13 protein-coding genes are annotated in these 14,022 nt (G+C 43.9%); 8 read left to right on the forward strand and 5 right to left on the reverse strand.

Annotated elements, in window-relative coordinates:
* The first annotated feature begins 340 nt into the window (after positions 1-340).
* The 4 genes from dnaE (at position 341) to sfsA (ending at position 7,153) form a co-directional block, all read left to right on the forward strand.
* Positions 341-3,832 (forward strand): DNA polymerase III subunit alpha, encoded by a 3,492-nt coding sequence (gene dnaE, locus AC0SAP_RS02790; RefSeq protein ID WP_473382818.1) that lies wholly within the window; start codon positions 341-343, stop codon positions 3,830-3,832.
* Between the two features lie 108 nt (positions 3,833-3,940).
* Positions 3,941-4,909: an AEC family transporter gene (locus AC0SAP_RS02795; protein ID WP_473382820.1), complete on the forward strand. Its 969-nt coding sequence runs from the start codon at positions 3,941-3,943 to the stop codon at positions 4,907-4,909.
* Between the two features lie 520 nt (positions 4,910-5,429).
* Positions 5,430-6,422 (forward strand): hypothetical protein, encoded by a 993-nt coding sequence (locus tag AC0SAP_RS02800; RefSeq protein ID WP_473382822.1) that lies wholly within the window; start codon positions 5,430-5,432, stop codon positions 6,420-6,422.
* Positions 6,423-6,445: 23 nt separating this feature from the next.
* A complete protein-coding gene (sfsA, locus tag AC0SAP_RS02805) occupies positions 6,446-7,153 on the forward strand; it encodes a DNA/RNA nuclease SfsA (RefSeq protein ID WP_473382824.1) in 708 nt (235 codons plus the stop codon).
* A 182-nt stretch (positions 7,154-7,335) separates the two neighbouring features.
* Here sfsA and AC0SAP_RS02810 read toward each other — a convergent pair whose 3' ends face one another.
* A complete protein-coding gene (locus AC0SAP_RS02810) occupies positions 7,336-7,563 on the reverse strand; it encodes a sulfurtransferase TusA family protein (protein WP_473382826.1) in 228 nt (75 codons plus the stop codon).
* 50 nt (positions 7,564-7,613) lie between these two features.
* On the opposite strand from AC0SAP_RS02810, the gene AC0SAP_RS02815 reads away from it, so the two are divergent.
* Entirely contained in the window at positions 7,614-7,811 is a 198-nt protein-coding gene (locus tag AC0SAP_RS02815; RefSeq protein ID WP_473382827.1) for a hypothetical protein, read from the forward strand.
* A 77-nt stretch (positions 7,812-7,888) separates the two neighbouring features.
* Here AC0SAP_RS02815 and AC0SAP_RS02820 read toward each other — a convergent pair whose 3' ends face one another.
* From AC0SAP_RS02820 to AC0SAP_RS02830, 3 genes are all read right to left on the reverse strand, one after another.
* Positions 7,889-8,950, reverse strand: a complete 1,062-nt coding sequence (locus AC0SAP_RS02820; RefSeq protein WP_473382829.1) for a YeeE/YedE thiosulfate transporter family protein — start codon at positions 8,948-8,950, stop codon at positions 7,889-7,891.
* Positions 8,951-9,435: 485 nt separating this feature from the next.
* Positions 9,436-10,302, reverse strand: coding sequence for an SDH family Clp fold serine proteinase (locus AC0SAP_RS02825; RefSeq protein WP_473382830.1), 867 nt, complete (start codon positions 10,300-10,302; stop codon positions 9,436-9,438).
* 183 nt (positions 10,303-10,485) lie between these two features.
* Entirely contained in the window at positions 10,486-11,004 is a 519-nt protein-coding gene (locus tag AC0SAP_RS02830) for an adenine phosphoribosyltransferase (protein WP_094567029.1), read from the reverse strand.
* A 162-nt stretch (positions 11,005-11,166) separates the two neighbouring features.
* Between AC0SAP_RS02830 and AC0SAP_RS02835 the strand changes: the two genes are divergently transcribed.
* Positions 11,167-11,436 carry a hypothetical protein gene (locus tag AC0SAP_RS02835; protein WP_473382832.1) on the forward strand — a complete coding sequence of 90 codons (270 nt, stop codon included), beginning with the start codon at positions 11,167-11,169 and terminating at the stop codon, positions 11,434-11,436.
* A 162-nt stretch (positions 11,437-11,598) separates the two neighbouring features.
* Positions 11,599-12,579, forward strand: a complete 981-nt coding sequence (locus tag AC0SAP_RS02840) for a PfkB family carbohydrate kinase (RefSeq protein ID WP_473382833.1) — start codon at positions 11,599-11,601, stop codon at positions 12,577-12,579.
* A gap of 4 nt (positions 12,580-12,583) precedes the next feature.
* On the opposite strand, the gene AC0SAP_RS02845 is transcribed toward AC0SAP_RS02840, so the two are convergent.
* Positions 12,584-12,823, reverse strand: coding sequence for a DUF3079 domain-containing protein (locus tag AC0SAP_RS02845; protein WP_473382835.1), 240 nt, complete (start codon positions 12,821-12,823; stop codon positions 12,584-12,586).
* 256 nt (positions 12,824-13,079) lie between these two features.
* On the opposite strand from AC0SAP_RS02845, the gene lipA reads away from it, so the two are divergent.
* Complete coding sequence (lipA, locus tag AC0SAP_RS02850) at positions 13,080-14,018, forward strand: lipoyl synthase (RefSeq protein ID WP_109235784.1); 939 nt, start codon at positions 13,080-13,082, stop codon at positions 14,016-14,018.
* Positions 14,019-14,022: the final 4 nt, after the last annotated feature.

Genomic DNA, 14,022 nt, shown 5'->3' on the forward strand with positions numbered 1-14,022 from the left:
TTCAAATTTTTCGTTTTAATATAATATCAATTATTATAATTAATCGATATTTTGATATTATTATCTATTATAGATAAATGGAAATAAAACTCGTAACCTTATTACGTCATAATAGATTTTTCTATCTATCAATCACCACTCATCGTCCGGATCAATCCTTTCAGCTGTTACCACTTTCTGCCGAAGTAATTAAGCGATCACATAGATCGATCTGAAATAGAGAAACCTGAAATACGAAATATTAAAATTTGGCAACTTATCTTCCAAGGGACAAGATCGAGAATGATTTGTGATATCATTTTGCCCTACTCTTTTGGAAATTTAGTGAAGCTGAAATCTTATGACCTTTACCCACTTTAATCTTCATACTGAATTCTCGATGGTTGATGGCTTAGTTCGCATTAAGCCCCTCTTTGCAAAGCTTAAAGAGATGGGGTTTAGCGCTGCGGCACTCACCGACCTTGGGAATGAGTTTGCGGCCATTAAGTTTTATGAAACGGCACTTAAATCAGGCATTAAGCCGATCTTTGGGGCCGACTGCTTAGTAATCGATGAAGAGAATAGTGTCGGCCGTATCACGCTGATTGCACAAAATTATCAAGGTTATCTCAATTTAGCGGAGCTCTTGAGCTATGGTTACCGCTACCATCAGATCCGCGGTGTTCCCTATATTACTCATGAGAAGTTGCAAGAGTATCAAGAGGGACTTATTGTCATTATGGCGAAAGAGAGCCATATGGGGCAGAAGCTGCTCAATCAAGGAGAAGTTGCGGCGGAGAAGTTTTTACAAAATACCTACGCCTCCTTCTTGGAAGATCGCCTCTATATCGGCATTAAGCGCCTCGATCAACAAGATGATGAGCGCTTTATTCAAGAGGTAACCCCCTTTGCAGAACGGCTAGGTCTCCCGCTGATTGCACTCAATGATGTGCGCTTTATGCGGGAAGATGAGTATGAAGCCCATGAGGTGCGTGTTGCGATTCAATCGGGCTATTCGATGCTCGACCCTAATCGCCCACGAAACTACTCCCCAAAACAGTATCTCCGCTCGATTGAGGAGATGGAGACGCTCTTCTCCGACTATCCCGATGCGATTGAGAATAGTATCGAGCTCGTTAAACGCTGTAACGTCACCTTAACGCTCCATCAACCGCAATTGCCGGCATTCCCTATCCCTGATGGGATGACGATTGAGGAGTATTTCAAGGCAGAATCGTATCGCGGCTTAGAGGAGCGGATCGGCCAGCAGAGTGAGGAGAATCAGCACTATTGGGAACGGCTCGATATTGAGTTGAACGTCATTAACAATATGGGCTTTCCCGGCTACTTCCTCATCGTTGCCGACTTTATCCAATGGGCGAAAGATCATCAGATTCCTGTGGGCCCCGGGCGCGGATCGGGTGCCGGCTCTCTTGTAGCGTGGGCGCTGAAAATTACCGATCTTGACCCCCTTCCCTATGACCTACTCTTTGAACGCTTCTTAAACCCCGAACGTGTCTCGATGCCGGACTTCGATATCGATTTCTGTATGGAGGGGCGCGATCGCGTGATTGAGTATGTGGCCAATCGTTATGGCCGAGAGGCGGTATCACAGATCGCCACCCATGGAACGATGGCGGCAAAAGCGGTGATTCGTGATGTGGGGCGAGCATTAGGGCATCCTTATGGCTTTGTCGATCGCATTGCCAAATTGATCCCGATGGATCTTGGGATTACCCTTGAAAAGGCGATGATGCAGGAGCCGGAGCTTCATGATCTCTACCATCAAGATGAAGAGGTGAGGATTCTGATCGACTTTGCCAAGCAGCTTGAAGGCTTAGCGAAATCGGTGGGGCGCCATGCCGGCGGTGTTGTCATTGCGCCGACTAAACTGACCGACTTCTCCCCGCTCTACTGTGAGGAGGGCTCCACGGCGCTCGTCACCCAATATGATAAGGATGATATTGAAGCGGCGGGATTGGTCAAATTTGACTTCTTAGGCTTACGTACCTTAACCATTATCGATTGGGCGATTAAGAATATTGAGTATAATCGCGGTGAGACGATCGATCTGCACGATTTACCGCTCGATGATAAACCCACCTTCGATCTCTTAAAGGCGTGCCAAACCACCTCCGTCTTCCAGCTAGAATCTCGTGGGATGAAGGATCTTCTTCGCCGACTCCAGCCTGATAACTTTGAAGATATTGTCGCACTTGTTGCCCTCTTTCGCCCTGGGCCCCTTGAGTCCGGGATGGTGGAAGACTTTATCAATCGTAAACATGGGCGCGAAGAGGTGATCTACCCCTTCCCAGAGCTAGAACCGGTCTTAAAACCGACCTACGGCGTTATTGTCTACCAAGAACAGGTAATGCAGATCTCCCAGATTATCGGGAATTATAGCTTAGGGGGTGCGGACTTACTGCGCCGAGCGATGGGAAAAAAGCTCCCAGAAGAGATGGAGAAGCAACGCGCGCTCTTTATGCAAGGGGCAGAAACGCTCGGCTTTGATAGTGAGAAAGCGGGTCGACTCTTCGACTTGATGGAAAAATTTGCCGGCTATGGATTTAACAAATCTCACTCCGCCGCTTATGCCCTTCTCTCCTATCAGACCGCCTATCTTAAAGAGCATTATCCTCCTGAATTTATGGCAGCGGTGCTCTCTGCCGACCTCGATCATACCGATAAGATCATTATCATTATCGAAGAGGTCTTGGCGATGAAGATTCCGCTCATCCGCCCGAGCATCAATCAATCCTACCATCAATTTACCGTCAATAAAGAGGGAGCAATTATCTATGGCCTCGGCGCATTGAAAGGGTATGGAAAAGCGGCGGCACTACAACTGATTGAAGAGCGGGAGGAGAATGGTCCTTATCGCGATCTATTCGACTTTTGTCGCCGGGTCGATCTCTCTAAAACCTCCAAACGTGCCATCGATATCTTAATCCGTGCCGGCGCGCTCGATTGCCTCAACCCTGAAATTGACTCGATCGCCGAACGTGCCGCTTACCGAGCAGAGCTGCTCGCAACGATGGAGGAGGCGATTCGTCTTGCCGATCAAAATCGGAAGAATGAGAGTAGTGGTCAGGGCGATATCTTCGGCCTCTTTAGCGATGAACCGAGTGATGAACCCCAATATCAACTGCATGAAGCGATGCCACTGACGGAAAAAGAGCTTCTCCATGCGGAAAAATCGGTCTTAGGCTTCTTCTTTAGTGGCCATCCGATCGATCAATATCGCGCGGAGATCAAAGAGGTGGCCAATACCACCCTCTCCGCACTGCAAGCGATGCCAGAGCCGCAATATCATTCACGCAATGAGGATAATGTGATCGTTGCCGGTTTAGTCACCGCCTTCTACACCCGCATCAGCAAAGCAGGCAATAAGATGTTTTTCGTGGTGCTCGATGATGGGCATGCTCGCGCTGAATTTAGACTCTTTGAAGAGCCGATCGAAACGCTCAATGAAGCGGGAGAAGAGATCACGCCCGATAGCATCCTCTTTATTCGCGGCAGCCATAGCTGGGATTCCTTCAATAACTGCATGACGCTACGGGTAAGTGAATTACGAACATTAAGACAGGTGCGAGAAACCCATGGGCACTTTATCTTAATTGAGAATCGCCGCCCCTTACCGCTCTCCACTGTTCAGGAGATCTTCCAGAAATTGATGCCCTATCGACATGATGAGAAGGGCTTACAGCTGATCTTTAAGTATCACAACCCACGCAGTGCCGGCGTTCTTCAGATGCAGCAGGAGAGAGTGATCGCTGATGATGAGTTGCTCGTGAGCTTAAAACAGCACTATCATGATGAGATCGATCTCTCAGTAGGCTATCGAAAACATTGATCCCTTAATGTATTGATCCCTTAATGTCATTTCGATAACCCGATTCAATGATCTAAATGATCATAGACCTTAATTAGGACCTTAATTAAAAGCGATAAGGAGCCGTTCATGGAGCAGATATTACAATCCGCCGCAGTTGTTGTCCCGATTATCTTTGTTCTCGCCTTCGGTTTTGGCGCACAGAAGGCGCATCTCTTTGGAACCGACGTTAACCCGATTCCAATCATCAATAATCTAGTGCTCAAAATCGCTCTCCCGCCGATGCTCTTTGTGGGGACGATTATGGTGACTAGAACACAACTCTTGGAGGAGATCATCCTCTTTGGTGCGCTTTTAGTAGCACTACTGATTGCCTACTTTGTCGGCTTTTTGGTGGCGAAGATTCTCTTTCGGCGCAATAGTGTAGAATCCTCCATTGCCGGCTTGGCGGTGAGCTTCTCTGCAGGGCCTTTCTATGGTCCGGCACTCTTAGGGAGCCTCTACGGCGTTGAAAGTGGCGTTGCGATTAGTATTATCTCCCTTGTGATCAATGTGGTGATTGTCCCCTTAGCGACCATTATCATTAAATTGAGTCTGGCAAAAATGGCAGATCAGCATGATTCTCTTACGAAATTGATCGGTCACTCCCTTTATGAAGCGATCTTTAAAACGCCCTTTGTCTGGGCGCCACTCTTAGCCTTTATCCTCGTCTTTTTAGATATCAAAATACCGGAGGTGGTGGATCACTCGCTAACGCTTATCGGTAAAGCTACTGCCGGTGTTGCCGTCTTTGTTGCCGGGATGACCATTGCCGCTAATCGCTTTAAACTCAGCTTTGAGGTGCTTTTGATTGCCCTCTTAAAAAATGTGGGATTGCCGGCACTCTTTATCGCCATCGCGCTCCTCTTCGGGATTCAAAAAGGGGCATTGATCTATGATGAGGGTCTACTCCTCGCCGCGCTTCCATCGGGGCCGATGATTGTCCTCCTTGCGACAAAATATCAGCAATATCAGCAGCAAGCCTCCTCCATCTTAGCGGTCTCCACCGTGGGGATGCTGATTACTGTTACAGCGCTGATTACGCTTCTGCATGGATAGATCGCTACTCTATATTAGAGTAGAGTAGATTAAGATAGAGTAGGTAGAGTAGGTAGAGTAGGTTACAAGATAGGTCATCACAATATTTAGATATCATAAAATATAAATTCTTTGATAGACACTATTTTATAGGAAATATTTGATAGAAAACACTATATACTCTCTATTCTCAACACTCCTCTTAACTTCCTAGATAAAAGCTCTAATATGTTGCAATAAAAAAGAATATAATAGCGCCCATTAAACTATTTATAATGACATGCAGGCTCTGCTTTACACTATCAATAATGATTGATTCTCAATGTAGTCTATTGGCAGTAAAAATAGTTTCTTTTTCATCAGGAAAATTGAATATAGAAAATATAGAAATAGAGCTAATTGATTAAAGATCTCTATCGAGATGCCTTTCCTTATTGTTGTATTTTTTGTTTTTATCTTATTATTTTACTAAAGGAGCATCAAAGTGCCTAAATTAAATATCTGGAGAGTAGTTTCCATAAGCACGCTAATAATTTTCTCAATGAAATTAGGATATTCCCAAAAACAGACCAATTGGAATGATCCGCTCTGTATCGCTAGTGATACAGGAATGGGCGGACCTCGCTATATCGAAACAACCTTTCCCTTAACAGATTTTTTTGGTAGTCCCCAAAAATACCATTTTAATCTTCGATGCAGAGCGGATGTTCCTATAAAAATTGAACCCGATAATAGCGGAACGACCGAGGCGGAAGCATTCGTAGCAAGCCTACAACAATATAAACCTATACAAGAAGCATTCTTCACATATACCAATGTTGTCACCAATTATGGAGAGTCGACCAATATTTTTGATGTTTTTAAACTCAATGCCCATAGACCAGGGAAAACGATCTACCTGCCGGTTTTAGGTCCTGGGAAATATCATGAATTTCCCGTCAATATAGAGTTGAGTGTCAAAATATTTCAGCCAGGTTATCAGCCTGAAAATCCTAAGCCCATTAGTCCACTTTATCTACCTATCTTAAATGTAACGCAAATAGGTGGGCAACCTTCATATGCACCTTATGAAATTATTGTCGCTATGGGCATTGATGCATACCCTGACCCTTGTATTACGCCTACTGTTAATATCGGACATCCTGGAGATATTGATTTTGGTGCAATGAGTAAAGAAGATCTTAATCAGACGATCACAAAAAATCTCTCTCTGAGAATATCACGTTCTGCTAAGGATAGTTGTAGCTACCCGCTCTACCCTATCATTACCTTCAGCGCAACTGATCCTGTTGTTAATGATAATATCGAACTTAAAAATGGTACGCTTCTCTCACTCGATGGCGTGAAGCACTCCTCTCGTGGAAATGAGAATTTTGGAAAGTTAAAATTTAATACACCTATTCGTTTAGGTGAAATCGGTTTAGATGAAAATATTATTTTAGCCATGGAAGCTCACCTACGAAAAAACCCTAAAAAAGAGGTAAAAGGCGGGGCTTTCTCAACAACGGTGATCTACCATATTGAGTATCGTTAATATCTATAGTTATAAAAATTATTATGAAATTTACCCCTCTACTCGCCAAAGGGCGATTGATCCGGCGCTATAAGCGATTTTTAACAGAAGTTGAGCTCGATTCGGGTGAGATCATCACCCTTCACTGCCCGAATACCGGCTCGATGAAAAATTGTCTGCTCCCCGGCAGCGATCTTTGGTATCTTCCGGCAAATGATCCGAAAAGAAGTACCGCCGGCACTTGGGTGATTGCCACCACACCTTTTGGCGCGCTCGCCAATATTAACACCCATTATGCCAACCTGTTAGTAGAAGAGGCGCTCAATGAGGGGATCATCGATCTTGGTCCTTTCATCAGCCTGAAAAGGGAGGTGCGTTATGGGGTGGAGAATTCACGGATCGATTTCTGCCTCAAAGATCGCGATGAAAACGAGATCTATATTGAGGTAAAAAGCGTGACGCTAGGCTTTGAAGAGAGCGATATTGCCGCCTTTCCCGATGCGGTTACAACCCGTGGGCAGAAGCATCTTCGAGAGTTGATAGCGCTAGCAAAGAGTGGTACGCGGGCGATTTTACTCTATTGTGTGAATCTTACAGGCGCTAAAGGCGTTCGCCCGGCAGATGAGATCGATCCCGCTTATGGTAAACTTCTGCGAGAAGCCGTTGCCGCCGGTGTCGAGGTAATCGCATACGGCACCAGCATCAGCCCTGAAGAGATCAGAATCACCCATCCTCTGCCGGTGATTCTTTAGGGGTTACTAATTTGAAATGACTAGTTTGAGTTTACTAATTTGTAATAGTAATTTGTAATAGTAATTTTGTAATAGTGATTAAAAAGAGAGGATGATCAAAGATGATCATCCTCAAATCTTATGGGTAATCTGCCCCATTGATGCATTATCACCGTTAAAATATGAGTGATAAGACTTATCCATTATCGTTTCACAATGGTAATCGACCATGCGGCATCGCCGATCTGTTCATAATCGGTGACCTCATGCCCTGCTTCTGCCGCCCAGCGAGGAATCGCTTCCGTCCCTTGGGTACAATCAAACTCAATTTTCAATGCATCACCCGTCTCCAATTGCTCCATCTTCTCTTTAGCCTCCAGTAGTGGAAAGGGGCAGACAAGTCCCAACGATTTTAATTCATAAAGTGCCATACTATTTTTCTCCTATCTATTGATCCTATCGAACTCTCTTTTTAAAAATAATGAAACCAGCAAAAGCTGAACGCTGCCGGATTTCACCATCGCGTATTTCCAAAAACCTCTCGCCGGCAGTTGGCATCAAAGGTGCCGACCTGCGGGCATGCAGTTGTGAGAAGAACAAAATCGTTCTCTCCCGCCCTTCCGCTGATTCTCTTACCTACTCTTATCTACTAAAATATCAAGGTAAAAGGAGCTGTTGAGTTGCCGGAGAACACTATTACGCGCTTCTATAAGTTGCATGCCGGCAAAGTGGCGATCTTATCACCGAAGATTCGTACTATGATGCCGAGTGGCTCACAGCGCTGACAGTCCCTTGTTGTGCGACTCTTCTTGGACGAACATAGATAAAGTAAGAGGCAATCCAGACACCAATAATAGTGAAGAAGAGCCCTAACCAACCTTTCCACGCCATGATGGAGGTGTTGGTTAATCCATTACCAATCGTACATCCGCCGGCAAGACTTGCACCAATCCCCATCAAAGCCCCACCAATCACACTTGTAATGATGATGTTGTGACTTGGTACGCGCCACTTAAACTCTCGACTCCCCTTCGCCGCCATAAATGACCCAATAAAGATCCCAAGAACTAAGAAGACACCCCAATCGATTAACCCTAAATCACCCGTCACTAAAAATTGAATAATATTGGCAGAAGGTGTTGTAATCCCTAAACCACTATTACGTCCTGTCATCGAGCTTAAGGGCCAAGCAGCAAGTGCAATAAGACCAATGACCGCACCGGCAACAAAAGGATGCCAACGCTTTTCAAAGAGAAGATGACGAATCCCCTGATGTTTCGCCGGAAGAGAAGGTATCTTCACCGCCGGCTTACGAAGATGTTTAATCGTGAAAAAGAGCGTTACCGCCACCAATAATAATATTAAAATCCCCTGCTCTATCCCTAATGTTTCGGCAATTGAATCATTAATAACGGTGTGACTTGCAATCTCTCTTTGTAATCCAGAGAGCGCACCATACTTTGTAATCGCAGCAAAAATCATATAAAAAATCAGCGCGATCCAACTCCCAATAAGCCCTTCTGCTGCGCGATACCAAGTCCCCGTCGCACAACCGCCGGCAAGAACAATCCCAAAACCAAAAAGTAGACTACCACCGATCGAGCCGATCAAGGAGATCGATCCTGTTGAGATCGCAAGATAATCACCCCTCACCAACAAAAAGACACCAACAGCCTGCACCGATATCGCAATCAAGAAGGCATAGAGCATCGTAAAGTTTTTCGCAAGATAGATATCACGAAATCCTCCCGTCATACAAAAGCGCGCTCGCTGCAAAATAAAGCCCAATATCGCCCCCACTAACAACCCCGTTACCATTTTTTATCTCCCTAATTATTTTTCAACCCATTTTTAACATACTATTCATATATACTAAATATTAAGTACAGTTCTATTATTAACAGATCTTTTATAAAACGCAATGATTGATTAAAAAAGAGAGATCACCATGCGCTTAACCGCAGGCAAACAGCGGTAAACTGCAGACAAAAAATAAGCCCAGCGAGTTAAGCTGGGCTTAGTGGTAAATCTCAGGGGATTGCGATGATCTCAAATAGAGATCTCACCTCTTAAGGGTGATTTATCATATAAGTACTACTCTGTGAATTATCATTACGTCTTTTAATAATGTCAGAACCATATGCCAATTTTGTACTTGGAGGCTCTAGTAACCCCATTTTTTTAAATTAGATATCATCTTCGCTTGTTTACAGGAGACGACCATTTTTTTTAATTTTTTATGATCTAACTCTATGTTCATTGTGATTCTCCTTATCAGAATCTATTACAACAAAATAAATGATTTATTCTCTCTTTGCAATATAGATTATCCATGCATAATTGTTTTTTAACTTAAAATCTAATATCAAATCATGTAGGTTTGTGGTTTCACCCATCATTTGATGATTATCTGTATAATCATCAATTCTTATATTTAGATCACTTTGAAGTGTATCTATATTAATAAAACGACTATGAGATAACCACTTATTATTATCACTTAAAGCCTCTGCTATTTGTCTGGCTCTATCCAACTTACAGCTTTCTGTAACAATTTCACCTGTTGTCTCCTTATGAGACCAATCTTTAAACTTATATTTTGTCAGCCATTTCTTTAACAACGAAACAGAGAGCTCTGTTGCTTGCTCATACCTACGTAAATTCGCAAGATCTAACTGATTAATCATCATTAACTCAACTTGAGACACCGTCCCATTTTTAGACTTCTCAACAATTTCATTAAACTTATCAAGATAACCTAAAGCAGGGACCCACCTTCCATCATTACTTTGCACTTGAGGATCAATCGGCCCTAATGAAGATAAATAACTCATATATATATTGTCACCAGACATAGTCCAGATCGTGCCAGCTGACATTGCTTGGCTAGGAATAACAAAAGAAACCTTCTTATAAAATCGCCGACTAATATCAACCATCTTTTCAACGCATTCTACACTACCACCGTGAGTTGAAAGAATAACTACTAGCTCTTCAGGAATACCTACTCTATTGGTTACTAAGTTCCCAATTTGTTTCTCCCATAACTCTAGTGCTCCATGCTCAATACTTCCATAGTAAGTAATAAGGTCACTATCTGGAAAATTATTCTTTCTATAATTATCTACAGTGAAAATGATATAGCTTTGCATTGCATTATTTAAAGGCATACTAAACCTCCACCACGCATAAAGAATTAATAACTCCATCTAGAGAAAGATAGTAACCCTAATAATAAAAAAGCAGATAATCGGGACTAAAGTCCATTAATTATCTGCTCTCATTCGTTATCTGCAGTCTTTCAGACTATTTTAAATATTAGATTGCTAAATCATCAGGAAAAATCAGGAAAATTAATCTTCATAACTAAGAAGGCTCTTCACGTTGTAGCCCTCTAATACTTCTGGTTCATGGAGATAAGTGAGATCAGCAAGGAAGCAGATCCCTTCTACTGTTGCTTTCTCCCGCGTAACCATCTCGATAATCGCCTTAATGGTACCGCCTGTTGCCAGTACATCATCAATAATCACAACGCGATCATTCTCTTTAACATCACCGACATGCATCTCTTGCGTATTATTTCCATACTCTAATGAGTAGGCAACCTTATGGCATTTACGGGGTAATTTCCCCGGCTTACGCACAAGGACGAGGCGCGTTCCTGTCATCACTGCAACAGGTGCGGCAAAGATAAAACCACGTGCTTCCGGCGCTACAATCACTGTCGCTCCACACGCTTTGACAAACTGACTCATCTCCTCAACGGTATAGCGATACGCTTCAACATCATTGAGTAACGGCGTCACATCCTTAAAATCAACACCTTCTGCAGGGAAATCTTTGATACGAGCAATATACTTCTTTAAATCCATGTCAGTCCTTAATGCGTTAGATTATTTGATCGATTTCATTTGATATTTGAAGAATTATCTTTGATGAATTATCAAATATCAGCTAAAGAAAAATTATACCACCGATCACAAAAAATCGCCTCTTTCCTCCTGAGTTTTCTCAATAACTTGAAATAAAAGAGGTTGTTAAGTTGCCGGATCTCCCTATCGCGCTCTTCCATAAACCACGCGCCGGCAGTGGGCATCATCGATGCCAACCTGCGGGCATGCAGTTGTAATAAGAATGAAATCGTTCTCTCCCGCGATTCCAGAAATCGTCTTAGAGGATATCGATTAAAAACAGAAGCTGAACGCTGCCGGATCTCACTATCACGCTCTTCCATAAACCACGCGCCGGCAATGGGCATCATCGATGCCAACCTGCGGGCAGGTAATTATGGGATCTTCTCTTAGCAGATCTCGTAAAATAATCGCTTCATTGATAAGATAGCTCATTATTGCTGAGCGTCATCACTCATCAGTCATAGTCATTTATGAGTTGCTCATAAGTACTTATCACCACTCATAACCTCTCATAACCATCATTCAAAAGCATACTTTAAAGGGGAACAATATATGAATCATCAAGCCACTGCGCTCTGTTTCGGTGAATTACTTTGGGATTGCTTTCAGGATGATTTGTTAGAAAATAAAGGAATTGAAGGTCCCAAACGAATATTGGGCGGTGCGCCGAGTAACCTCTGCTATTTTCTTAATCAATTAGGATTTCCGGCAACGCTTGTGACCGCTATTGGTGATGATTCTTTAGGAAGAGAAGCCTTAGCACAATTTCAACAGCATCATATTCCCGTGATCGCGGCGCAAAACAAGTTCCCCACCGGTCGCGTCGATATCACCATTATCGATCAAGAACCCCACTACCAATTTGCAACGCCCGCTGCATGGGATCAGATTCCCCTCACCCCCGAGATATTAGAAAAAGCTGCGGCAACAACATTGATCGCCTATGGCTCACTCGCTATGCGCTCAGCGCTACCACTCTTTGACCCTAAAAATATAGATTATAATGATGAGCTAAATCATCACTCTTTTACAACGCTCAAAGCTATTTTAGAAAACAATCCACAAGCGATGCGCTTTTGTGATCTCAATCTTAGAGCCCCCTACTACTCTGCCCCCTTAGTCGATCAACTCTTGCGCTATGCCGATCTCCTCAAACTCAATGAGATGGAGCTACGTTATCTGCAGAAGAGCTATCAGATGGAATCGCTTTCGCTTCGAGATACGCTCTACCATCTGATCGAGCGATTTGAGCTCAATGCTATTCTCTTAACCTTAGGCGCTGAAGGCAGTATTGTGATGAGCCCGAATGATTACTCGGCACTATCGGGAAAATCGATCACCCTTGCGGATAGTATCGGTGCCGGCGATAGCTTCTCTGCTGCCTTTATCACCGCACTTCATAAAGGAGCCTCATTTCAAGAAGCGCATCAATTTGCTCATCATTTGAGCCACTATGTCTGCACTCAATCAGGCGCATTTATCACATTGCCGGATCAATTTTCAGAAAAACTGACAACCTTCCAAGCTTGGTGATCATTTACACCAATTCGATATAAGCGAGCTCTTCTTCTGTTAAGGAGAGATACCAATCCTCCCCAAAGAGCTCACAGGGATGTTGCGAGCGCTCACTACCATTGCCACAAAACATCTTATTTGCGGCACAAAGACGCTCACAACCCCAACAGATTCGCTCTGGATGTTTAGGATTTTTGGGAATCCGCTGCTTTTTCCCGGCGCGCTTTCCTACTGTGCGATTCGATCGATCATCTAATTTCATCTTCTGACCTCCTTATCGAGACCTGATCCTGATGATCTCAAGTCATGCCTTCATCATGCCATAGATCTTGCTTGCTGTAGAGCTTTTTTGATCAGAGTTCAAATGCAGTTTTAATAGGTGTTGAGAACTATTTTGAGAAAAAGAGAATGTATAAAATCTCTCTAATCATTCTCTCGATCTATGGTTAACTTCCCCCTTTTCCCTGTTATACTGTCTCTTATCGATTTTTTTAATCTGCGAAATAGTGACCATAACAATGAAATTAGAACAAGGTGAAAAGCTACGCGGAGCTGCCAAAACCGCACGTATTCCGATTAAGGTTGTCGCCGTTCCTAAGGAGGAGCGCATCCCCAAACCCGACTGGATTCGAGCTAAGATTCCAAGCGGTAAACGCTTTAGTGAAATTACCAAGATCTTACGCGATAACAAGCTTCACTCAGTCTGTGAAGAGGCGGCATGTCCTAATATTGGCGAGTGCTTTAATCAAGGTACTGCCACCTTTATGATTATGGGGGATATCTGTACCCGCCGTTGCCCCTTCTGTGATGTGGCGCATGGTCGCCCCAATCCGCTCGATGCTGAAGAACCCAAACGCTTAGCGGAGACAGTGAAGATGTTAGGACTCGATTATGTGGTGATTACATCGGTCGATCGCGATGATCTTCGTGATGGCGGTGCCGGCCACTTTGCCGATTGTATCCGCGAGATCCGTGCGCTCTCCCCTCATACGAAAATTGAGATCTTAGTCCCCGATTTTCGTGGCAGAATGGATGTCGCAATCGATATCTTAAGCGAAACCCCACCGGATGTCCTCAATCACAATATGGAGACCGTTCCTCGCCTCTATAAACAGGTGCGTCCCGGCGCCGATTATGATCACTCCTTAATGCTCCTTAAGAAGTTTAAAGCGCGTAATCCTGATGTTCCCACAAAGTCGGGCTTAATGGTGGGCGTCGGTGAGACCGATGAAGAGATGATGGATGTGATGCGCTATATGCGTGAACACGATATTGAGATGATCACCATCGGCCAATATCTCCAACCCTCCGGCGGGCATCTTGCGGTAGAGCGTTATGTCACACCGCAAACCTTTAAAGCTTATGAGGAAGAGGCATATCGTCTCGGCTTTAAGCTTGCCCATATCGGCCCGATGGTTCGTTCGAGCTACCATGCCGGCGATAATACCTTGGCGTAAAAAA

This window comes from Ignatzschineria sp. PL_is040 (assembly GCF_055813795.1).